Source organism: Larkinella sp. VNQ87 (assembly GCF_049445795.1).
Classification (GTDB): Bacteria; Bacteroidota; Bacteroidia; order Cytophagales; family Spirosomataceae; genus Larkinella.
Map to the genome: position 1 here is coordinate 163,303 of NZ_JBMSDT010000003.1, position 22,062 is coordinate 185,364.

18 protein-coding genes and 4 tRNA genes are annotated in these 22,062 nt (G+C 51.8%); 19 read left to right on the forward strand and 3 right to left on the reverse strand.

Annotation, left to right across the window (positions count from 1 at the left end; all coding sequences use genetic code 11):
- Window position 1: 1 nt before the first annotated feature.
- From ACO2Q8_RS05800 to rpoC, 19 genes are all read left to right on the forward strand, one after another.
- Entirely contained in the window at window positions 2–688 is a 687-nt protein-coding gene (locus ACO2Q8_RS05800) for an SCO family protein (RefSeq protein ID WP_423343844.1), read from the forward strand.
- A 15-nt stretch (window positions 689–703) separates the two neighbouring features.
- Window positions 704–1,246: a DUF420 domain-containing protein gene (locus ACO2Q8_RS05805; protein ID WP_423343845.1), complete on the forward strand. Its 543-nt coding sequence runs from the start codon at window positions 704–706 to the stop codon at window positions 1,244–1,246.
- Between the two features lie 240 nt (window positions 1,247–1,486).
- Window positions 1,487–1,876, forward strand: a complete 390-nt coding sequence (locus ACO2Q8_RS05810; protein ID WP_423343846.1) for a DUF983 domain-containing protein — start codon at window positions 1,487–1,489, stop codon at window positions 1,874–1,876.
- 113 nt (window positions 1,877–1,989) lie between these two features.
- On the forward strand, window positions 1,990–2,577 hold the full coding sequence (locus ACO2Q8_RS05815) for an RNA polymerase sigma factor (RefSeq protein WP_423343847.1): 588 nt from the start codon (window positions 1,990–1,992) through the stop codon (window positions 2,575–2,577).
- On the forward strand, window positions 2,558–3,391 hold the full coding sequence (locus tag ACO2Q8_RS05820) for a hypothetical protein (protein WP_423343848.1): 834 nt from the start codon (window positions 2,558–2,560) through the stop codon (window positions 3,389–3,391). The genes ACO2Q8_RS05815 and ACO2Q8_RS05820 overlap by 20 nt, the downstream gene beginning before the upstream one ends.
- A 4-nt stretch (window positions 3,392–3,395) precedes the next feature.
- Window positions 3,396–4,418, forward strand: coding sequence for an outer membrane beta-barrel protein (locus ACO2Q8_RS05825; RefSeq protein WP_423343849.1), 1,023 nt, complete (start codon window positions 3,396–3,398; stop codon window positions 4,416–4,418).
- Between the two features lie 189 nt (window positions 4,419–4,607).
- A tRNA-Tyr gene (locus ACO2Q8_RS05830) sits at window positions 4,608–4,690 on the forward strand.
- Window positions 4,691–4,764: 74 nt separating this feature from the next.
- A tRNA-Gly gene (locus tag ACO2Q8_RS05835) sits at window positions 4,765–4,840 on the forward strand.
- An 84-nt stretch (window positions 4,841–4,924) separates the two neighbouring features.
- Window positions 4,925–4,996, forward strand: a tRNA-Thr gene (locus tag ACO2Q8_RS05840).
- A gap of 58 nt (window positions 4,997–5,054) precedes the next feature.
- On the forward strand, window positions 5,055–6,242 hold the full coding sequence (gene tuf / locus ACO2Q8_RS05845) for an elongation factor Tu (RefSeq protein WP_423343850.1): 1,188 nt from the start codon (window positions 5,055–5,057) through the stop codon (window positions 6,240–6,242).
- A 166-nt stretch (window positions 6,243–6,408) separates the two neighbouring features.
- Window positions 6,409–6,482, forward strand: a tRNA-Trp gene (locus ACO2Q8_RS05850).
- A 12-nt stretch (window positions 6,483–6,494) separates the two neighbouring features.
- Entirely contained in the window at window positions 6,495–6,686 is a 192-nt protein-coding gene (gene secE / locus ACO2Q8_RS05855) for a preprotein translocase subunit SecE (RefSeq protein ID WP_423343851.1), read from the forward strand.
- A gap of 77 nt (window positions 6,687–6,763) precedes the next feature.
- The gene (gene nusG / locus ACO2Q8_RS05860; protein ID WP_423343852.1) at window positions 6,764–7,321 is read left to right on the forward strand and encodes a transcription termination/antitermination protein NusG; all 558 of its coding nucleotides are present in this window, start codon (window positions 6,764–6,766) and stop codon (window positions 7,319–7,321) included.
- Window positions 7,322–7,407: 86 nt separating this feature from the next.
- A complete protein-coding gene (gene rplK, locus ACO2Q8_RS05865; protein ID WP_423343853.1) occupies window positions 7,408–7,851 on the forward strand; it encodes a 50S ribosomal protein L11 in 444 nt (147 codons plus the stop codon).
- A 27-nt stretch (window positions 7,852–7,878) separates the two neighbouring features.
- Window positions 7,879–8,577: a 50S ribosomal protein L1 gene (gene rplA, locus ACO2Q8_RS05870; RefSeq protein ID WP_423343854.1), complete on the forward strand. Its 699-nt coding sequence runs from the start codon at window positions 7,879–7,881 to the stop codon at window positions 8,575–8,577.
- Window position 8,578: 1 nt separating this feature from the next.
- A complete protein-coding gene (gene rplJ, locus ACO2Q8_RS05875; protein ID WP_423343855.1) occupies window positions 8,579–9,115 on the forward strand; it encodes a 50S ribosomal protein L10 in 537 nt (178 codons plus the stop codon).
- A gap of 113 nt (window positions 9,116–9,228) precedes the next feature.
- On the forward strand, window positions 9,229–9,615 hold the full coding sequence (gene rplL, locus ACO2Q8_RS05880) for a 50S ribosomal protein L7/L12 (RefSeq protein WP_423343856.1): 387 nt from the start codon (window positions 9,229–9,231) through the stop codon (window positions 9,613–9,615).
- A gap of 209 nt (window positions 9,616–9,824) precedes the next feature.
- Window positions 9,825–13,688, forward strand: coding sequence for a DNA-directed RNA polymerase subunit beta (gene rpoB / locus ACO2Q8_RS05885; protein WP_423343857.1), 3,864 nt, complete (start codon window positions 9,825–9,827; stop codon window positions 13,686–13,688).
- An 89-nt stretch (window positions 13,689–13,777) separates the two neighbouring features.
- Window positions 13,778–18,106, forward strand: a complete 4,329-nt coding sequence (gene rpoC / locus ACO2Q8_RS05890) for a DNA-directed RNA polymerase subunit beta' (protein ID WP_423343858.1) — start codon at window positions 13,778–13,780, stop codon at window positions 18,104–18,106.
- A 76-nt stretch (window positions 18,107–18,182) separates the two neighbouring features.
- Here the strand turns inward: rpoC and ACO2Q8_RS05895 are convergent, their stop codons facing one another.
- The 3 genes from ACO2Q8_RS05895 to ACO2Q8_RS05905 form a co-directional block, all read right to left on the reverse strand.
- Entirely contained in the window at window positions 18,183–19,208 is a 1,026-nt protein-coding gene (locus tag ACO2Q8_RS05895) for a DUF2278 family protein (RefSeq protein WP_423343859.1), read from the reverse strand.
- 133 nt (window positions 19,209–19,341) lie between these two features.
- The gene (locus tag ACO2Q8_RS05900) at window positions 19,342–20,475 is read right to left on the reverse strand and encodes a redoxin family protein (protein ID WP_423343860.1); all 1,134 of its coding nucleotides are present in this window, start codon (window positions 20,473–20,475) and stop codon (window positions 19,342–19,344) included.
- Window positions 20,476–20,738: 263 nt separating this feature from the next.
- Entirely contained in the window at window positions 20,739–22,040 is a 1,302-nt protein-coding gene (locus tag ACO2Q8_RS05905; RefSeq protein WP_423343861.1) for a RagB/SusD family nutrient uptake outer membrane protein, read from the reverse strand.
- Window positions 22,041–22,062: the final 22 nt, after the last annotated feature.

A 22,062-nucleotide genomic window follows, 5' to 3' on the forward strand; every position in this document is an offset into this window, starting at 1 on the left:
CATGACGCGCTTTTTGAAAGCCGGAATCCTCCTGCTCGTGTTGGTGGTTCCGGCTTTTGTATTTATATTTCTCAAGGTTTTCGGCGAGAACCAGTATACGCTTCAGACGTTCTTTCCGGTGATGAATCCGAAAACCGGAAAGGTCGAAACCCGCCCCGGCCGGAGTCCGCTCTTCGGCAGTCGCACCGAGGATACGGTTTTTTACACCATTCCGCCCATCGTTGGGAAACTACCGAACCAACAGCCGTTCTCGACCGCATCGCTGCAAGGGAAAATTTACATCACCTCCTTTTTTGGCCTAAACTGCGATAGCACCTGTACGAAAGTGGCCGGTCAGCTTAACCGCGTGCAGGATATTTTTTCGCCCAAACCGGAGGTCGTGCTGGTGTCGTATGTCGACAATGATTCGACCGCGGCCAGCGTCCTGAAGTCTTTTGAGATTGAACCGAAAAAATGGTTGATAGCCAGGCCGGATTCCCTGGAAACAACATTTGTAGGGGAGCAATATTACCGGATCAAACAGCGCCCCATGACCGGTCGGAAAAACGAAACTTTTACGCTTTACGAGGGGTTGGTATTGGTAGATAAGGAAGGCCAAATTCGGGGCTTTTACAATGGCACCGACAAAGCAGATGTCGATCGCCTGGTGTTGGAAACCCGCGTTTTGCTGGATATTTATGCAAAATAATAAGCTCATCATCGTATGCTAACCTTACAACTTGAGCAAAGTAAAAAATACAATCGGCTGATCAATGTGCTGGCCATTACGATTCCGGTCGTGGTAGCAGTTTTGCTCGGCATCCGGCAAAAAGTCGATCTGGGTCACTGGACCACCTATTTACCGCACATCAACGCCGTCATTAACTCCATTACGGCTTTTCTCCTGCTTGTCGGTTTGTACTTCATCAAACAGAAAAACGTCTCGGCGCATCGGACAACGATGTTGATGGCGTTCATACTCGGTTTTGTTTTTCTGGTCAGTTATGTCTTATATCACCTATCAAACGAGTCGACGCCTTTCGGTGGGCAGGGGGTGATCCGGCCGATTTATTACTTTCTGCTGATTAGCCACATTGTGTTATCGGTGGTGGTTGTCTGGTTTGTACTACGGGCGGTTTATTTTGCGCTGAGCGGTCAGATTACCCGGCACAAGGCGGTAGTGAAATGGGCTTATCCAATCTGGCTGTATGTCAGTATTACGGGCGTCATCGTTTATTTCATGATTGCTCCTTATTACCAACATTAATTCCGAATGATATGAAGCGTTGGAAAAGTATCCTGGCGATCGGCATTCTGTACATTTTGACCATGGCCGACACCTTTGCGCAATGCGCCATGTGCCGGGGAGCCGTAGAAAGTACTATGAGCAACGGCCGGAATCAGGTAGCCGTTGGATTAAATACCGGTATTCTATATCTGTTCGTGATGCCTTATTTGCTGGTAGCGGTAGTTATATACTTATGGATCCAAACCAGCAAAAAAGAACATGGAAAGCGTCTCGAAATTGCAAGCCGTGTCCGCCGGGCTATGTCCTAGGTGCCGGGAAGGCAAGATATTTAAATATTCGGTGTACAACATCCGGCGGTTCGACGAAATGTATAAGCATTGTCCGAACTGCGGAATCCGGTACGAAATTGAACCCGGTTATTTCTGGGGAGCGATGTTCGTCAGCTACATGCTCTCCGGGGGTGTAGCGCTCGTGGCCGGTTTTCTGATTTTCTACGGATTGAATGACCCCGGCGGTTGGACGTACGTAATAATTATCTGTCCGCTGCTGGTATTGATTACACCGGTCAATTTTCGCTTATCCCGGATTCTCTGGCTGCATTACGTCTCCGGCATTGCCTATGATCCGGCCAAACGAACAGAATTTTAAAGGCCATCCGGCCCGACCCACCCCGGTCGGGCTATTTTTTTGAAAAAAAGTAAAATCGGTGCAACCTGCGGCAACCGGTTTTGCATCTTGCTATTGAAAACGGTTTAACCCGCATGATTCGACGCTTACTCGGTTTTTCTACGGAAACGCAATTGATAACGGCACTGCAACGGGCGGACAGTCGGGCGCAGAAGGTGTTGTTTGAGCGGTATTCGTCGAAAATGCTGACCATCTGCGTTCGATATGTGTCCAACCGGTACGAAGCTGAGGAAATTCTGATGGACGGTTTTATGCGGGTTTTCGAGCGAATCGATCAGTATAAGAGCGAAGGCAGTTTTGAAGGCTGGATTCGGCGAATCATGGTAAACGAGTCGTTGATGTACCTGCGCCGAAACAAGCAATGGCGGGCCGAGGTTGCGCTGGAAGAGGCCCCTCCTGAAGCCGATCCCGGTTTTGCCGATCAGGATCTCGTCGCGGAGGATCTGCTGAATCTGCTCGAACAACTTCCCGCCGGTTACAAGACGGTTTTTAACCTCTACGCTATCGAGGGCTACAGCCACGCCGAAATCGCCGACTTACTTGGTATAACGGAAAGTACATCCAAATCGCAACTGCACCGCGCCCGGGCTTTATTGCAACGGTTGCTGGCGCAGGTTGATGTAAAAAAAAAATCGATAAGTTATGAGTCAGCACCCTATTGACGATCTTTTTGCCGACAAGCTCCGAAATCACGGCCTGAAACCGGAGCGGGCTTCGTGGGACGAATTGCAGCGCCGGATAAACGCCAAAGCCGAACGCCGGGCGTCGATTGTCTGGTGGTATGCCTCGGTGGCCAGTGTCGCCGTGGTGCTGCTGGCTTCCTGGTGGCTGTGGTCGGGAAACAACGGCGATAAAACCGTACAAACCGGCCCTGCAATCGCTCGGCAAACGCCCCCAAAACCGATGCCAGCTCAGAAAGAAAGCTTGAGTCCGGCAGAAACTGATATCCTGCCTGAACAAAACAAGGCACTGGCTTACCAGAAACCGACGACGTATAGAAGCGGAAACGTGAGTCCGCAAAAAATCAGCAAGCCTATTCAGCCAATTTCTGACCAACCCGAAGAATTGGCTGCGGTTGAAATGCCCCAAAAACCAGTTTCTGAGGAATTAGCAAAACCGGATACACGGTTCGCTAATGTTAAGACACAAGAGCCGGAGCGAACACTGGTGGTGCAGATTGCCACACCGAAGCTTGAAACTAAGGAGTCTGTGGCTGTAATGGAATCGGGAACAACCTCTTTTGACGAAAGCGAAGAAGAGCAACCCCGCAAAAAACGCTTCCGCATCGGGCGCGTATTCCGGCAAATCACCAAGTTAAAAGCCGGGGAGCCCGTCGAGTGGGAAGAGGTAGGCGTCAAACCGGTGGCCTTGTTTGCCCGGGCATCCGAAAAAGTACAGGAAGGAAAAGAGAAACTGACCGAATCCTATGAAAACCTGCGCTACAACACATTCCGTAAAAATGCAAACAACAAATAGAACCATGAAAGTTGTATTAACCACCGTTCTGCTGCTGCTCGGTAGCCTGGCCTGGGCTGCTCCCGAGCATTCGAAAGCCGATTCGCTCGTAATCCTGTTCGGCAACAAAACCCGGCTCGTAATTCATTCCGAAGACAAGGAAGGAATCCGCCAGCTATCCAGTTACGACATCAACAAGATTATCCGCGATATGGGCCTGAAGCTGGATTCGGTCCGGACGGGCGAGACGTTCATCGTCATCGATCAGAACAAGGTACAGCGGTATTTGCAGGATACGGTTCTGGTCGTGACGCAGCAGGACGGTGAGGTTCGGGTAACGATCAAGGAGTCGGAGGGACGGAGCTACGACCGGTCGGAGCGGGACAACAATTCGGATTGGTCGGAGCGAAACCGCAGCCGTCGCCGGAAGAAAGATAACTGGGAAATTGGGGCCGAAGGGGGCGGTTTTGGCCTCAATACGCTGATTGAGAAAACCGCCAACGCCCGCTACCCATCTGAAACGTACCGGTTGCGGCCTCTGGGATCACGATACATTAGCCTTGCCCTGAGCCAGGCCCCGACCCTCGCCCGGAGCCAGCACGTTTCATTCAAGCTGTTTTACGGACTGGAGGTGTCGTGGAACAACTACATGTTTGATAACGAAGTCATTGCGCAAAAGGGAACGGATGGCGTGGTATTCGCCGATGCCGGACGCGACCTGCGCAAAACCAAACTGACGGTTTGTTCAATTAATCTGCCGGTAGTGCCCCGTCTGAGCTTCTACAACAACAGTGGCCGCAAGCTGGGTCACCTAGGCTTCGGCGGTTTCGCGGGCTACCGGGTAGACAGTTATACAAAGATCAAGGAGCAGGATGGCAACAAGGAACGGCAGCATTCCAATTTTTACCTGAATGATTTTCGTTATGGTCTGGTTGCGCACATCGGTATTGCCCGCACGAACTTCTTCATCAAGTATGATATGAATCCGTTGTTTCAAACGGATAAAGGGCCGGACGTTCGTGCGTTGAGTTTCGGGATCGGTTTATAAGCCGTTTTTACGAATTCGGGAAACCGCTATTGGCAGGAATCAATAGCGGTTTTTGTTTGTTACACCCTTTGGGTTTCTAAATTAATTTTAAGTGAATAGTTGACATAGCCAAAAAAGGATGTAATTTTGCAACTCCATTGGCGAACGAGCCAATCGGAGGAAAGTAAAAAGTGTTTTTTTAGGCTAAAAGGGGAGTTTCCAGAGTGGCCAAATGGATCAGACTGTAAATCTGCTGGCGAACGCCTTCGGAGGTTCGAATCCTCCACTCCCCACGGAAATATTGTTAGTTTAGAGTTTTGAGTTTATCGTTTTAACTAAAAACAATAAACTTGAAAACTAGCAACAAGCGGGAGTAGCTCATTTGGTAGAGCGGTAGCCTTCCAAGCTTCAGGTGGCGGGTTCGAGCCCCGTCTCCCGCTCCAGAAAATGAATAGGGTAGAATGAAGTGAGGAATGATTCATTTTCATTTTACGTTATTCGTTTTTGTAGTAGATGCAAGAGTATAAGCCGTTGTAGCTCAGGGGTAGAGCACTTCCTTGGTAAGGAAGAGGTCAGGGGTTCAAATCCCCTCAACGGCTCAGAAACGGCAAATTTCAAACAATCATAATAACCAGTTCATTTTAAGCTTTTCCAACAATGGCTAAAGAAAATTTTGACCGTTCCAAGCCGCACGTCAATATTGGTACGATTGGTCACGTTGACCACGGTAAAACGACCCTGACCGCTGCCATCACGAAAGTGTTGTCAGAAAAAGGTCTGGCTGAAAAACGTGATTTCTCATCAATCGACAACGCACCGGAAGAAAGAGAGCGGGGTATTACGATCAATACGTCGCACGTAGAATATCAGACGGCAAACCGTCACTATGCACACGTCGACTGTCCGGGCCACGCTGACTATGTGAAAAACATGGTTACGGGTGCTGCTCAGATGGACGGTGCTATCCTGGTTGTGGCTGCTACGGACGGCCCGATGCCTCAGACTCGTGAGCACATCCTGCTCGCTCGTCAGGTAGGTGTTCCTCAGTTGGTTGTGTTCATGAACAAAGTGGACATGGTCGATGATCCGGAGCTGCTCGAACTCGTTGAAATGGAAATCCGGGAGCTGTTGAGCTTCTACGAATATGATGGCGACAACATTCCGGTTATCCAGGGTTCTGCTCTGGGTGGTCTGAACGGCGACGCTAAATGGGTAAAAACCATCGAAGAACTGATGGACAGCGTAGACAGCTACATTCCGCTGCCTCCGCGTCAAACGGATCTGCCGTTCCTGATGCCGGTCGAAGACGTGTTCTCGATCACGGGTCGTGGTACGGTAGCAACCGGCCGGATCGAGCGGGGTATTATCAACTCAGGCGAGCCCGTCGAAATCCTGGGTATGGGTGCTGAAAACCTTAAATCCGTTGTAACGGGGGTTGAAATGTTCCGGAAAATTCTGGACCGTGGCGAAGCCGGTGACAACGTCGGTCTGCTGCTCCGGGGTATTGAGAAAACCGATATCCGTCGGGGTATGGTTATCTGCAAACCGGGTTCAGTAAAACCGCACGCTAAATTCAAAGCCGAGGTTTACGTTCTGTCGAAAGAAGAAGGAGGTCGTCACACGCCGTTCTTCAACAAATATCGCCCGCAGTTCTATTTCCGGACCACGGACGTAACGGGTGAAATCGCCCTGCCGGCCAACGTTGAGATGGTTATGCCGGGTGATAACATCACCATCGAGGTACAACTGATCAACAAGATCGCCATGGAGAAAGGTCTTCGCTTCGCTATCCGCGAAGGTGGCCGGACGGTTGGTGCTGGTCAGGTAACGGAAATCCTCGACTAATTTAGGAAAGTTAACAAGTGCATTTCTTTCGGGGAATGCACTTGTTTTTTCTGAATATTTAGTAACTTTGCAGTCCGTTTCGGCGGATAGTAAGGACAAAGAGAAAAGAGGTAAGATAAACGGTTGAAAACCAAATCTTATGTCTTTTCTCTTTCTTCTACCTAATACGGGTGTAGTTCAAGGGTAGAATAGCGGTCTCCAAAACCGTTGATGGGAGTTCGAATCTCTCCACCCGTGCCAATCACATCACAGATGGACAAGGTTACCTCATTTCTGAAAGACTCCTGGGAGGAGGTTCAGCATAATGTTACATGGCCGAAGTTCAGCGATCTGCAATCCAGCTCAACCCTGGTTTTGATTGCATCGCTGATTTTCGCACTTCTGGTAGGTGGCATCGACTTTTTGTTTGAAAACGCGCTGAATCTGTTTTACCAGTCGTTTTGATGCCGGGTTAGATTGTCTCTGTGTGATTTTTATAGTCTAATCATACAGCAGCAATTACAAATCGTAACAACTTCACGATGGAAAGCGGAATTAAATGGTATGTCGTCCGGGCCGTTTCAGGCCAGGAAAAGAAAGTCAAATCCTATCTGGAAAATGAAATTACCAGACAGGGTTTGGGTGACTTTGTTCCACAGATTCTGATTCCATCCGAAAAGGTTTACGAAATGCGCAACGGGAAAAAACGGGTTCGTGAAAAGACCTTCTTCCCGGGGTATATTTTGATTTCGGCCGATCTCTCCAACGGCGAGGTAATGCACGTCATTACGAGTATGCCGGGCGTACTGGGCTTTCTGGGCAATTCCAATGGACCAACCAAAATACCGGTGCCGCTGCGTCAGGCAGAAGTAAACCGGATTCTGGGCAAGGTCGATGAGGTAGCGCAGGAAGTGGCAACGCCGACGGTTTCGTTCCTCAAAGGAGAATCGGTTAAAGTGGTTGATGGCCCGTTCAGCGGTTTTATCGGAACCGTCGAGGAAGTGTTCGACGAACGCAAAAAGCTGAATGTTGTCGTCAAAATTTTTGGTAGGAATACCCCTGTAGAGCTGAGTTACGCACAAGTAGAAAAGGAAAATTAAACTGGCTATGCCCGAGACAATGCCGTCGTATGCTTCCCACTGGACGGCTAGTCATTTGCAGGGCTTAGCGTAACAAACCAGAAGCAATGGCAAAAGAAGTAGCTGGCTACGTGAAATTGCAGGTGAAGGGCGGCCAAGCCAACCCCTCTCCTCCGATTGGACCGGCGCTGGGTTCCAAAGGTTTGAATATCATGGAATTCTGCAAGCAGTTCAACGGACGGACGCAGGACAAGATGGGCATGGTCCTTCCGGTACTGATCACGTACTACAAAGACAAATCATTCGATTTTGTCATCAAAACACCGCCTGCACCCATCCTGTTGATGGAGGCTGCCAAAGTAAAAACCGCGTCGGCCCAGCCGAACCGGAACAAAGTTGGCTCCGTAACCTGGGATCAGGTTCAGCAAATTGCTGAAACCAAGATGCCGGATTTGAACGCCTTCACCATCGAGTCTGCGATGAAAATGATTGCCGGTACTGCCCGGAGTATGGGGATCACAGTATCGGGGAAAGCTCCCTGGGATAATTAATTTCAGCCGTCACATTCAGCGAAGATCATGGGAAAACTGACTAAAAAACAGAAAGAGGCTCTGAGCAAGTTCGAAGTTGCGAAGGAGTACTCCTTGGCGCAGGCAGCCGAGATTTTAAAGACAATCTCTTATACGAAGTTTGATGCTTCCGTCGATATCGATGTCCGTCTAGGCGTTGATCCGCGGAAAGCCGATCAAATGGTACGGGGTGTAGCTACCTTGCCGCACGGAACGGGTAAAACCGTTCGGGTACTGGTACTCTGCACGCCGGATAAAGAAGCCGAAGCGAAAGAAGCGGGTGCGGATTATGTAGGTCTGGACGAATACATTACCAAAATCGAACAAGGCTGGACGGACATCGACGTGATTATCACGATGCCGAGTGTCATGGCCAAAGTTGGTAAGCTGGGCCGGGTGCTGGGTCCGCGCGGTTTAATGCCGAACCCCAAATCGGGAACGGTAACGCCGGAAGTGGGCAAAGCGGTTCGGGAAGTGAAAGCCGGTAAAATCGACTTCAAAGTCGACAAATTCGGAATTATTCACACCAGCATCGGTAAAGTATCGTTCGAGCCGGATAAACTGGCCGAAAATGCGCAGGAAGTAATTGCTACGCTGCTTCGCTTGAAGCCTTCGTCTTCGAAAGGTACGTATGTAAGAACGATTCATTTGTCGAGCACAATGAGTCCGAGTGTAGTAATTGACAAAACGACGGTATCAGGACTGTAACATGACACGGGAAGAAAAAGGAGCGATCATTGAGGAACTGAGCGAGAAGTTCAAAACAGTTCCCTACTTCTACATCACCGATGCGAGTGGCATGACGGTTGCCGAAGTAAACAAACTGCGCCGGATGTGTTTCGACCGTGGCATCGAGTATGTCGTTGTTAAAAACACGTTGATCCGGAAAGCCCTAGAAACCCTGGACACCGATTATACCTCGTTTGACGGTACGGTTTTGAAAGGATTCTCAGGGGTGATGTTCCACGCCGAGTCGGGTAAAGTACCGGCGAAGCTGATCAAAGAATACCGCAAGGAAGCCGGTAACGATAAGCTGAAGTTGAAAGGTGCTTCGGTGGATTACAGTGTGTTCGTTGGCGCTGACCAACTGGAAACGCTGCTGACGTTGAAGACCAAAAACGAACTTATTGCCGACGTTATCGCCCTGCTGCAATCACCTGCTAAGAACGTTATTTCGGGTCTGCAAGGTGGTGGCAACAAACTGGCCGGTATCCTCAAAACACTGTCGGAGCGCGAAGCCGCCTGACGGAACGTACCCACGGACTTTAGTCCGTGTTTTTACTAACTTATGACGCTCACGGGCTAAAGCCCGTGGGTACTTTTAATCAATTTTGTAACAATCTAATCAAGAATACGAAAATGGCAGATTTGAAAGCGTTCGCGGAGCAGCTTGTCAACCTGACGGTAAAAGAAGTAAACGAACTGGCTGCTATTCTGAAAGATGAATACGGTATCGAACCGGCCGCTGCGGCTCCGGTAATGGTTGCTGGTGGTGCAGCAGGTGGTGGTGATGAAGCCGCTGCCGCTCCCGAGAAAACGTCCTTCGACGTGATCCTGAAAGCCGCCGGTGCCAGCAAACTGGCCGTTGTGAAACTGGTGAAAGACCTGACGGGTCTGGGCCTGAAAGAAGCCAAAGAATTGGTTGATACGGCTCCGAAACCGGTAAAAGAAGGTGTTGCCAAAGACGAAGCCGAAGCGCTGCGCAAGCAACTGGAAGAAGCTGGAGCCGAAGTAGAAGTAAAATAACGCTGCTTAGCGTCATACGCTCTCCCCCGGGAATAGGCCTGGCATTTGTCAGGTCTTTTCCTGTTTGGGGAGTTTTGCGCTATGCGAACGGGAAAATAAACTATTTCCCCCTATATTACGTTGTCCGTTTACGCCCTATTGTATACACTTAGTATACAGATTTAACGGACGAATTACAATCGATCACTACCACTAAACGCAACGAAGTCTTGGCTACGAAAACAACCACGCGTATAAGCTTTGCGAAAATCAAACCGGTGATCGAATATCCGGATTTTTTGGATGTTCAGATACAATCTTTCCAAGATTTTTTTCAGTTAGACACCCCTTCTGATAATCGTTCGAAAGAAGGTTTGTTTAAAGTTTTTCAAGAAAATTTTCCGATTTCAGACTCCCGCGAAAATTTCGTGCTGGAGTTCATTGACTATTCGGTTGATCCGCCCAAATACTCCGTTGACGAGTGTATCGACCGGGGCCTGACGTATTCGGTGCCGCTGAAAGCCAAGTTGCGGCTTTCCTGCAACGATGCCGACAATGAGGACTTCGAGACCATCGAACAGGAAGTATTTCTGGGCAACATTCCGTATATGACGGCGAAGGGTTCGTTTGTCATTAACGGAGCCGAGCGGGTGATTGTTTCGCAATTGCACCGTTCACCGGGCGTGTTCTTCTCCATGAGCAAGCACACCAACGGGACGAAATTGTATTCAGCACGGATTATTCCGTTTAAAGGGTCCTGGATCGAATTCTCGACCGACGTCAACAACGTCATGTACGCGTACATCGACCGGAAGAAGAAATTCCCGGTCACGACGCTGCTGCGTGCCATCGGTTTTGGCTCGGATAAAGAGATCCTGGATCTGTTCGGATTGTCTGAAGAAATACCGGCGACTCCGGCCAACCTCAAGAAGGTAGTCGGCCGTCGTCTGGCTGCCCGGGTGCTGCGGACCTGGACGGAAGACTTCGTGGATGAAGATACGGGTGAAGTCGTATCGATCAGCCGGAACGAGGTGTTGATGGAGCGCGATTCGGTCATTACGTCGGATCACCTCGATACCATCACGGATTCCGGTCAGAAATCGATCATCCTGCACAAGGAAGATATGAACGTGGCGGATTATAACATCATTTATAATACGTTGCAAAAAGACAGCTCCAACTCGGAAAAAGAGGCTGTGGAGCAAATCTACCGGCAACTCCGGAACACGGAAGCGCCGGATGAGCAAACCGCCCGCGAAATCATTCAAAGTTTGTTCTTTTCGGACAAACGCTATGATCTGGGCGATGTAGGTCGCTACCGGATCAACAAGAAACTGGGTCTGGATGTAGCGGCCGATACGAAAGTATTAACGACGGAAGACATTGTTTCCATCGTGAAATACCTGATCGGTCTGATCAACTCCAAAGCCGTTGTTGATGACATTGACCACCTGAGCAACCGGCGCGTCCGGACGGTCGGTGAGCAATTGTACGCCCAGTTTGGCGTGGGTCTGGCGCGGATGGCGCGGACCATCAAGGAGAGAATGAACGTGCGCGATAACGAAGACTTCAAACCGGTCGATCTGATCAACGCCCGGACGCTGTCGTCGGTAATCAACTCGTTCTTCGGAACAAACCAGTTGTCGCAGTTTATGGACCAGACGAACCCGCTGGCCGAGGTGACGCACAAGCGTCGGATGTCGGCACTCGGGCCCGGTGGTCTGTCGCGCGAGCGGGCCGGTTTTGAGGTTCGTGACGTTCACTACACACACTACGGTCGTCTGTGTACGATCGAAACGCCGGAAGGTCCGAACATCGGGTTGATTTCGTCGCTTTGCGTTTACGCCAAAGTAAACAGCATGGGCTTTATCGAAACGCCGTACCGGATTATTGAAAGCGGTCAGGTCGCGGAAGATCAACCGGTGAAGTATTTGACGGCGGAGGAAGAAGATACGCACTACATCGCGCAGGCCAACACGCAGGTCGATGGCCAGGGAACTATCCAGGGAGACCGGATCAAGTCGCGGTTCGAAGGTGACTTCCCGATGTCGGAGCCGACGAGTGTGACCTACATGGATATTGCGCCGAACCAGATTGTGTCGGTGGCCGCTTCGATGATTCCGTTCCTGGAGCACGATGATGCCAACCGGGCCCTGATGGGATCGAACATGCAACGGCAGGCGGTTCCGCTGCTGCGGCCGCAGGCTCCGATCGTAGGAACCGGTCTGGAAGGACGGGTGGCCATCGACTCGCGGGCACTGGTCATTGCCGAAGAAAACGGCGTGATTGAGTTCGTGGATTCGACCAAAATCGTGGTTCGCTACGACCTGGCCGACGATCAGCGGCTGGTGAGCTTCGACGATGATCTGAAAACCTACGATCTGATCAAGTTCCGCCGGACCAACCAGGATACCTGCATCAACCTGAAGCCGATGGTGCTGAAAGGTCAGAAGGTGAAAAAAGGTGAACCGCTTTGCGAAGGCTACGCAACGGAAGGTGGTGAGCTGGCCCTGGGTCGGAACATGAAAGTGGCTTTCATGCCCTGGCAGGGATATAACTTCGAGGATGCCATCGTGATTTCGGAGCGGGTTGTTCGGGAAGATATCTTCACGTCCATCCACATCGAAGAGTTTGAACTCGAAGTACGCGATACGAAACGCGGGGAAGAGGAACTGACGGCGGAAATTCCGAATGTTTCGGAAGAAACCGTGCGTAACCTCGACGAGAACGGTATCGTTCGGGTCGGTACGGAAGTGAAGGAAGGCGACATTCTGATCGGTAAGATTACGCCGAAAGGAGAGAGCGATCCGACGCCGGAAGAAAAACTGCTCCGCGCCATCTTCGGCGACAAAGCCGGTGACGTGAAGGATGCTTCCAAAAAGGCACCGCCGTCGCTGAAAGGGGTTGTGATCGATACCAAACTGTTCTCCCGCCCGAACAAAGACGAGCGTTCGAAGCACAAAGATGAAATCAAGGCGTTGATGAAACGCTACAGCCGGGAGTTGATCGGCGTTCGCGAGAAGATGATCAACAAGATGTCGACACTGCTGGAAGGCAAAACGTCACAAGGCATCAACCACAAGTTCGGCGATAACATCACGAGCAAAGGGGTGAAGTTTACCCGGAAGAACATTACGGACAACCTGTTCCCGGACAAAAACCCGTACCGCGACGAAAGCAGCTATTCGGTGCCGGAAGAGGTCAACCTGCTGGGTGATTTGCTGATTGAAGGCTGGACGGACGATCCGCACACCAACAAGCTGTTGACGCAGATGGTGAAGAACTACAACAACCGCCGGAACGAGATTACCGGACGGTTTAAACGCGAACGGTTTACGCTCGAAGTCGGTGACGAACTGCCGGCGGGTATCGTGAAACTGGCGAAAGTCTATGTGGCCAAGAAGCGGAAGCTGAAAGTAGGTGACAAGATGGCCGGTCGTCACGGAAACAAAGGGGTGGTTGCCCGGATTGTTCGGGACGAAGACATGCCGTTCCTGGAAGACGGAACGCCGGTCGACATCGTTCTAAACCCGCTGGGGGTACCTTCCCGGATGAACCTCGGTCAGATTTACGAAACCGTCCTCGGTTGGGCCGGTCTGAAGTTGGGTCGCAAGTACGCCACGCCAATTTTCGACGGAGCTACCGAAGAGCAGGTAGTTGCAGAACTGGATGCCGCCGGTTTACCGTCGTTCGGCCGGACGTTCCTGTACGACGGTTTGTCGGGCGAACGCTTCGACCAGCCGGTTACCGTTGGGGTCATCTACATGCTGAAACTGGGTCACCTGGTCGATGATAAAATGCACGCCCGTTCGATTGGGCCGTACTCGCTCATCACACAGCAACCGCTGGGTGGTAAGGCGCAGTTCGGTGGTCAGCGGTTTGGAGAGATGGAGGTTTGGGCGCTCGAAGCTTTCGGCGCGTCGCACATCCTGCAGGAAATCCTGACCGTGAAATCCGATGACGTGGTGGGCCGGGCCAAAGCCTACGAAGCCATCGTAAAAGGCGAAAACCTGCCGAAACCCAACATTCCGGAATCGTTCAACGTGTTGGTACACGAATTGCGCGGTCTGGCCCTTGAGGTTACGATGGACTAATACCGGTTGTTTTCTGCCCGGTTTTCCAAGGTTGCAAAACCGGGCAGAAGCAGCTATACAAATAATTTCACCCAATAAAACTCCATCCAATGTCATTCAAAAAGAATAAGAAGCTCAACAGCGACTTTTCCAGAGTGCTGATCAGCCTGGCCTCGCCCGAGTCCATTCTGGAGAGTTCGTATGGTGAAGTAACGCAGCCGGAGACAATCAATTACCGGACTTACAAGCCTGAAATGGGCGGTTTGTTCTGTGAGCGAATCTTCGGGCCGGTCAAAGACTGGGAGTGCCATTGTGGTAAATACAAGCGTATTCGCTACAAAGGCATTATCTGTGATCGCTGTGGGGTCGAAGTGACGGAGAAGAAAGTGCGTCGGGAGCGGATGGGTCACATTGAACTGGTTGTTCCGGTGGCACACATCTGGTATTTCCGGAGCCTTCCCAATAAAATTGGATACCTGCTCGGGCTTTCTACGAAAAAACTCGACCAGATTATCTATTACGAACGGTACGTCGTCGTTCAACCGGGCATCAAAGGCGAAGACGGTATTCAGGAACTGGACTTCCTGACGGAAGACGAATACCTGGATATTGTCGACAAACTGCCGAGTGGTAACCAATTGCTGCCGGATTCTGATCCGCAGAAATTCATTGCCAAAATGGGGGCCGAAGCCCTCGAAATGCTGCTGTCGCGGGTGAACCTCGACGAATTGTCGTACAACCTGCGCCACGCGGCTGCAACCGATACATCGCAGCAACGGAAAGCCGAAGCGCTGAAACGCCTGAAAGTCGTAGAAGCGTTTCGGGATGCCAACACCCGTGTCGAAAACCGTCCGGAGTGGATGGTGATTCGGATGGTGCCGGTGATTCCGCCGGAACTGCGTCCGCTCGTTCCCCTGGACGGTGGCCGGTTTGCAACGTCTGACCTGAACGACTTGTACCGCCGAGTGATCATCCGGAATAACCGTCTGAAGCGTCTGATCGAGATCAAAGCGCCGGAGGTGATTCTGCGGAACGAAAAACGGATGTTGCAGGAAGCCGTCGACTCGCTGTTTGACAACTCGCGGAAAGTGAACGCTGTTCGCTCCGAAGGAAACCGGGCGCTGAAATCCCTCTCAGACATGCTGAAAGGGAAACAAGGCCGGTTCCGGCAAAACCTGCTCGGGAAACGGGTCGACTACTCCGGTCGTTCGGTGATCGTGGTGGGTCCGGAATTGAAACTGCACGAATGCGGTTTGCCGAAAGACATGGCGGCTGAGTTGTTCAAGCCGTTCATTATCCGGAAGCTGATCGAACGCGGGATCGTCAAAACCGTTAAATCGGCGAAGAAAATCGTGGACCGGAAAGACCCGATCATCTGGGATATTCTGGAAAACGTTCTGAAAGGACACCCGGTTTTGCTAAACCGTGCTCCAACGCTGCACCGTCTGGGTATCCAGGCATTCCAGCCGAAGCTGATTGAAGGAAAAGCGATTCAGTTGCACCCGCTCGTCTGTACGGCTTTCAACGCCGACTTTGACGGTGACCAGATGGCCGTTCACGTTCCGCTCGGACAGGAAGCCATCCTGGAAGCGTCGATGCTGATGCTGGCGTCACACAACATTCTGAACCCGGCAAACGGAGCGCCGATCACGGTACCGTCGCAAGACATGGTATTGGGCTTGTACTACGTGACGAAAGGTCGTAAGAGCACGCCGGAATACCCAATTGCCGGGGAAAGTATGACGTTCTACGGGGCCGAAGAGGTGATTATTGCGATTAACGAGAAGAAACTTTCGAAACACGCCAATATCAAAGTTCGGGCGAAGGTTCGGAACGAGAAAGGTGAACTCGAAACCAAGTTGATCGAAACCGTGGCCGGCCGGGTACTGTTCAATCAGTCGGTTCCGGAAGAAGTAGGGTACATCAATGAACTGTTGACGAAGAAAAAACTACAGCAAATCATTGCCTACATCTTCAAGATTGCCGGTGGTTCAAAAACCGCCCAGTTCCTCGATGATATCAAGGAGCTTGGTTTCCAGATGGCCTTTAAAGGCGGTTTGTCAATCGGTCTGAGCGACGTAAAAGTCCCGGATGCGAAAGAGAAACTGATCGAAGAAGCCAAGCAGGAAGTAGAAGGCGTCTGGAACAACTACCTGATGGGTTTGATTACGGAAAACGAACGCTACAACCAGGTGATCGACATCTGGACGCGCGTCAACAGCCGGATCACGGAAACCCTGATGAAGCAGTTGGAAGCCGATCAACAAGGCTTTAACTCGATCTTCATGATGATGCACTCCGGTGCACGGGGATCGCGCGAGCAGATTCGTCAGTTGGGCGGTATGCGGGGCTTGATGGCCAAACCGCAGAAGAACCTGCAAGGTTCGGTCGGTGAAATCATCGAAAACCCGATTCTGTCAAACTTCAAAGAAGGGCTGGACGTATTGGAATACTTCATCTCGACGCACGGGGCACGGAAAGGTTTGGCGGATACGGCCTTGAAAACGGCCGATGCTGGTTACCTAACCCGCCGTCTGCACGACGTGGCGCAGGATGTGATCATTACCGAAGACGATTGTGGTACGCTGCGTGGTCTGCAAATCTCGGCGCTGAAAGACAACGAAGACATCGTTGAGCCGCTGTCGGAACGGATTCTGGGCCGGGTGTCGGTTCACGACATCTACAACCCGTTGACGAAAGAACTAATTGTGGCCGGTGGTAGTGAAATCACGGAAGAAATCGCTGCGGACATTGATGAAACAAGCATCGAAACTGTCGAAATCCGGTCGGTATTGACCTGTGAATCCAAGAAAGGGGTTTGCGCGAAATGCTACGGCCGAAATCTGGCCACGGGCCGGATGGTCGACATCGGGGAAGCCGTGGGCGTTATTGCCTCGCAATCCATCGGGGAACCGGGTACGCAGTTGACACTTCGGACCTTCCACGTGGGTGGTACAGCTTCCAACATCGCGGTCGATGCCTCGATCCGGGCGAAATTCGACGGAATTGTGCAGTTCGAAGAAATGCGGACGGTGGAATCGGTCGATAACGAAGGCAACCCGATCACGGTTGTGATGGGTCGTTCGGGTGAGATCAAGATTGTCGATCCGGCCAACCCGAATCTGGTCCTGATCAGCAACAACGTACCGTATGGTGCTTTCCTGCGCGTGAAAGAAAACACGCAAGTGAAAAAAGGCGATGAGCTTTGCGCCTGGGACCCGTACAACGCCGTGATCCTGTCGGAATTGACGGGTAAAGTGGAATTTGAAGCGATTGAAGAAGCGATTACCTACCGCGAAGAGTTTGACGAACAAACCGGCTTCCAGGAAATGGTGATCATCGAAAGCCGCGACAAGACCAAAAACCCGGCGATCATCGTCAAAGGAACGAGCACGTTGCTGGAAGACACGACCGAGAAAGGCTACAACCTGCCGGTTAGCGCGCGTCTGGTCGTGAAAAACGGTCAGGACATCAAAGCCGGTCAGCCGGTGGCGAAGATTCCGCGTAACGTCGGTAAGACCCGTGATATCACGGGTGGTCTGCCCCGGGTAACGGAATTGTTCGAAGCGCGGAACCCGTCGAACCCGGCGGTGGTCAGCGAAATCGACGGTGTGGTTACCTACGGGACGATCAAACGCGGTAACCGCGAGATCTATATCGAGTCGAAAGACGGCACGAAGAAAAAATACCTGGTGCCGCTGTCGAAACACATTCTGGTGCAGGACAACGACTTCGTTCGGGCGGGTGATCCGCTGTCGGATGGTGCCATTACGCCGTCAGACATTCTGTCGATCAAAGGGCCGACCGCCGTTCAGGAATACCTGGTGAACGAAATTCAGGAAGTATACCGTCTGCAGGGGGTGAAAATCAACGATAAGCACATCGAAGCGATTGTTCGTCAGATGATGCAGAAAGTGGAAATCATGGATGCGGGCGACACGATCTTCCTGGATATGCAATCGGTGGATAAATGGACCTTCCGGAACGAAAACGATAAGATCATGAACATGAAAGTGGTCATGGATCCGGGCGATTCGGAAACCCTGAAAGCGGGGATGATCATTTCGGTTCGTCGTCTGCGGGATGAAAACTCAAGCCTGAAACGCCGGGATATGAAACTGGTGCAGGTGCGGGATGCCATGCCGGCCGTTTCGCAACCGACGCTGCAAGGAATCACACAGGCGTCGCTGGGTACGGAAAGCTTCCTGTCGGCGGCTTCGTTCCAGGAAACGACGAAGGTGTTGAGCGAAGCGTCGATCCGGGGCAAAGCCGATTACCTCGAAGGCTTGAAAGAGAACGTGTTGGTGGGCCATCTGATCCCGGCGGGTACGGGTTCACGGCGGTACAACAACATCATCGTCAGCTCAAAAGAGGAGTACGAATCGTTCGTGGAAACGCGCGAGAAGTTCACGCGGAGCAAACGTCGCGAGACGGTGTAAAACCGTACTTGATTCAATAACAAACGGGGTCAGGCCGCAAGGTCTGACCCCGTTTGTGTTTATAGCAGGATCAACATTAGAAAACCAACCACTCATTCTCCGGCCGGGCTTGCTCCTTCGTGTAACTGACCCCGTGAATCTTCAACCCTTCCTCGTCAACCAGCGTGATGATCCCGCCTTTGTTCGACAGTTGGGCATTTCGACCGGTCAGTTGGACGGTCAGTGTCGCGCCGGATGCGAGTTGCGCCTGGAGCGGTTCTTTCTTTTTCTGACTGTCGAGCAAACCCCAGCCCTGGAGCGAAATGGGGTCAGCCAGCGGATTAAACAGCAACACTTTTTCGTGACCCACATCTTCGGGCGCTGGGTTGACCAAAGCCGCCAGAATCCGGACGCCTTTCACAATCGCGGGCTCGTTGTCCGGATCGGTCACAATGGGTCCACCGCCTGGGTTGCCGCCCGTACCTCCACCATCGTCCGTGTGAACAGCCTGTGACTGGAATTTTAGAAAATACGCTACCCAGCGGTTTTCCTCCGGAAAGTGAATTAACACCCCGCCATCCTGCCAGACGCCATTATCACCCGCAAACCGGCCGGGCGGGTTGCCCTGGTTCATATGAATATCGTGAATCCCGTTGCCGGGCAAAAAACCGAAATACCGGTCCGCTTTAGTCGGTTCAGGGCCCCATCTTTCCCCGAAGGCGTACACATCCGCCTGCCGGGTCTGGGCCTGGCTGATGTAGAAGCCGATTTTATCGTTCAGATCATTATCTGGACCGTCCTGCGACGGCGGCAGGATTTGCATCTGGCTGATATCAAAGAGGTTACCGCGAATGAAGTCCAGGGCCATCCCTCCCGGCTGGGAGGCCACCGGCGTGAACCCTTCGTTCAGGCCCTTAATCCGGTCGCAGATAGGATGCTGAAACGGATCGACAACCAGGAATTGAAGATCCCGGTTTTGCGTATCGTTGGAGTACACATTGATGGCGATGCGGTGGCTTTCGCCATTAGCCCGGATGTGAACCTGGAAGTGGTTGCTTTGAATACTGCCGGGTTGGGAGTCGATGGCTTTTCCTTTCAGGATGCCGTAGCGATGGAGTGGCATGTGTGATCGAGTTGAGAAATATCTTACCCGAAACTACACAAAAGAAAACCGGACACCTTAAAGCCTTGAGCAAACGGTTGATTAAATAATTGTTACCTGGAGGCTTCTGACAAGGGCTTTTGCACGCATTCCTCTACCGTTGCTGCTCCAGTAATTCAGCAACCTTTTTTGTAAGTGCTTCCCCTTCCAGATTCAACGCGACAATTTTCCCATCTTGCGTGAGTAGGTATGTTCGAGGAATCGAAAAAAGGGCGTACTGCTGTTTTATTTCCTCGTTTTTACTGGCCAGCAATTGTATTCCCGCTGGCTGAAGCCGCCGAAGGGCCCGCAACCAATGTTGTCGGTTATCATCGATTGACACGCCAATGATCGTTAATCCCTTGGGACCAAAAGCCGCCTGTAAGGCTTTCAACGCGGGCATTTGCTGAATGCAGGGGCCGCACCAGCTTGCCCAAAAATCGACTAAAACCGCTTTGTTCATCAAAGAGGCTAAAGAGTAAGATTTACCACTGCTATCGGGCAAACTGAAGGCGTGTGCCACCTGGTTAGGCGCAACCTTTTCGAGCATCTGTTTTCTTACTTTTAACCCTTGTTCCAGGCTTTGAAAGGAAGGATAGTTACTAAATTGTGGTCGGAGTTCACTTAGCCGGTTAGCGATGAACTCATCGCTGAATGATCGCTGCTGTAACAGGTATACATTGAAAAAGGTATACGGTTTGCGGGTAACCCAATCCAGCATTTCCCGACCAATGGCGACGCTAAGTGTGTCGTTTTGCCTTCTTAGCTTATCTACCAGAATGGAATCACCTTTCTGTTGAGCGTTGCTTTTTTCTGAAAAGAGTCGGATTAACTTATCCCTTGCTGAACCCAAAAATTTGTTTTCGTACGCGTCCCACTGCGTATGAAGCGATGAGCCGGTTACCTGGTATGTCTGATCTTTATTAAGTGTGAACCGCATGGAAGTTCCTTCCAGGAAGACTGGATACGTCATTTCGTCGTTCGCTACTTGCAAAAGATGCAAACCGGGCTCAGCTAATTGCCCCCGGAAAGAAAACCGGTTGTCGACTAGTTCGGTAGAATCGATTGGTGTTTTGTCCTGACTCAGCAGATAGACCTTGCCTTGTCTGACAGTAGACAGAGTGCCTTGTAACGAGAAGGGCTGAGGGGCGATTACCTGAGAGAATCCGATAGAGTAGAACCCGCCCGACAGCAACAGCAGATGGATGCTAAAGCGAATAAGCTTACTGGCAGTAGCTAGCTGGATCATACGTGGAGCGTGGAGATAAGACAAGCTAAGCTACGAATTTAACGGCTTATTATCCAGCGAGAAATGAGACTTTTACCAAGCAGCTACACCTTGCATTAGTTTTTCGATTCCCCAGAAATACAAGCGATTAATAACGTACCATGCACTTTCTGACAAACCTGACCAACGCAGAAAAAGAAGAATAAAAGTTCGGGAGAGGACTCATAAATCATGACATTTCCCGCCCGGTTTCAAAAAACCGGGCGGGAAACAACAAAATTTGATCAAATGGCCGGATCGGCGGGGGTATTTGGGTTGGTCAGCCGTTCCTGGTCGGGATATGGGTAGAAATTCCGGTTCCGCTCCGTCAGGTTGGCGGGTGGGGCGGGGCGGCCAAACCGGCGGCTGTCTTCCAGTCGCTGACCGGTCAGGAATAGCTCGGCTCCGCGTTGCTTGTAAATTTCCGTCAGCAGCGCTTCGGCGGTCACGGGGCCGCTGTAGGCGGGGAGTCCGGCATAGACGCCGAATGGATCGCCGGTCTGTTGCGTCCGGACGGCGTTGATGTCCGTCACAGCCGCAGTCAAACTGCCGTTGCTACGGACAAGGGCTTCGGCGCGAATCAGCCGGATTTCGTCGGGCAGATACACCGGAATGGGCCGGTCGATGGCGTCGAAGAATCCTTTCAGTGTTCTCAGGGCCTCACCCCCTACGGTTCGTTCGGGCGTGGTCAGGTAAAACGCCAGCCGACCGTCGCCCGCTTCGAGCAGGCTGGCCGGTAAACCGAGATTGGCCCGGGGGGCGTAGTTGGCCGAAATCTGAACCTGCTGGTAAACCGGGTTCGGGCTTTGCGTATTGTACACAAACTGCGACCGGGCCGTCAGATTCACCGCGTTGGCCGCCGTCAGCGCGGCCGCGTAATTCCCGGCCACCAGATTATACCGCGCCCGATACGCCTGAATCGTGTTGACCAGATCGAAATCCGCACCGGTTACCTGGCTGGTAAACGTAGCCGGAAGTGGGGTGGTCCCGATCAGTGAAGCGGCTTCGTCGAGGAGTCGGATGGCTTCGGTCAGGGCGGTTTTACGGTCCGTAAACGTTACTGAGCCAGTACGGTTGGTTTGCAGCGGCAGTTGTTCAAAGGCCGTGGCCAGCCCGCCGAGCGCCATCGCTTTGAACAGATTGGCGTGGGCCACGATGCCGTTACGGAAAGCGGGTTCATTGGCCAAAACCGTCGGGGCGTTGGCGATGATGTCCTCAGCCATCCCCATCACCCGCAACATCCGCAGCCAGAGGTTGAGCACATTCCCGTTGAACGTTGGCAGGCCTGTCCCACCCGTTTCCAGTTCAATAATGTTGGTAAACGTGGTAATGCCCTTCACTTCGCGGGCCGTGGTGCCGGTCGTCAGGATGAGCGATTCCAGCGCCGAGGTCGAATAAAATTGCCGCATCCCGATGCTCGACGTGATCATGCCGTCGCGGGTGCTGAGTACCTGCGCGTCGGTTGGGCCGTTAGGGTTGGTCAGGTCGAGCTGACAACCCGCTAGCGACAGAAAAGCGATAAAAATGAAAAGTCGTATTGGTTTCATAATCAGTATCGATAAGAAAAAA

Bases quoted from the DNA above. Each gene is read 5' to 3' on its own strand.
- ACO2Q8_RS05800 (WP_423343844.1), top strand. From the start codon at position 2: ATGACGCGCTTTTTGAAAGCCGGAATCCTCCTGCTCGTGTTGGTGGTT.
- ACO2Q8_RS05805 (WP_423343845.1), top strand. From the start codon at position 704: ATGCTAACCTTACAACTTGAGCAAAGTAAAAAATACAATCGGCTGATC.
- ACO2Q8_RS05810 (WP_423343846.1), top strand. From the start codon at position 1,487: ATGGAAAGCGTCTCGAAATTGCAAGCCGTGTCCGCCGGGCTATGTCCT.
- ACO2Q8_RS05815 (WP_423343847.1), top strand. From the start codon at position 1,990: ATGATTCGACGCTTACTCGGTTTTTCTACGGAAACGCAATTGATAACG.
- ACO2Q8_RS05820 (WP_423343848.1), top strand. From the start codon at position 2,558: ATGAGTCAGCACCCTATTGACGATCTTTTTGCCGACAAGCTCCGAAAT.
- ACO2Q8_RS05825 (WP_423343849.1), top strand. From the start codon at position 3,396: ATGAAAGTTGTATTAACCACCGTTCTGCTGCTGCTCGGTAGCCTGGCC.
- tuf (WP_423343850.1), top strand. From the start codon at position 5,055: ATGGCTAAAGAAAATTTTGACCGTTCCAAGCCGCACGTCAATATTGGT.
- secE (WP_423343851.1), top strand. From the start codon at position 6,495: ATGGACAAGGTTACCTCATTTCTGAAAGACTCCTGGGAGGAGGTTCAG.
- nusG (WP_423343852.1), top strand. From the start codon at position 6,764: ATGGAAAGCGGAATTAAATGGTATGTCGTCCGGGCCGTTTCAGGCCAG.
- rplK (WP_423343853.1), top strand. From the start codon at position 7,408: ATGGCAAAAGAAGTAGCTGGCTACGTGAAATTGCAGGTGAAGGGCGGC.
- rplA (WP_423343854.1), top strand. From the start codon at position 7,879: ATGGGAAAACTGACTAAAAAACAGAAAGAGGCTCTGAGCAAGTTCGAA.
- rplJ (WP_423343855.1), top strand. From the start codon at position 8,579: ATGACACGGGAAGAAAAAGGAGCGATCATTGAGGAACTGAGCGAGAAG.
- rplL (WP_423343856.1), top strand. From the start codon at position 9,229: ATGGCAGATTTGAAAGCGTTCGCGGAGCAGCTTGTCAACCTGACGGTA.
- rpoC (WP_423343858.1), top strand. From the start codon at position 13,778: ATGTCATTCAAAAAGAATAAGAAGCTCAACAGCGACTTTTCCAGAGTG.
- ACO2Q8_RS05895 (WP_423343859.1), bottom strand. From the start codon at position 19,208: ATGCCACTCCATCGCTACGGCATCCTGAAAGGAAAAGCCATCGACTCC.
- ACO2Q8_RS05900 (WP_423343860.1), bottom strand. From the start codon at position 20,475: ATGATCCAGCTAGCTACTGCCAGTAAGCTTATTCGCTTTAGCATCCAT.
- ACO2Q8_RS05905 (WP_423343861.1), bottom strand. From the start codon at position 22,040: ATGAAACCAATACGACTTTTCATTTTTATCGCTTTTCTGTCGCTAGCG.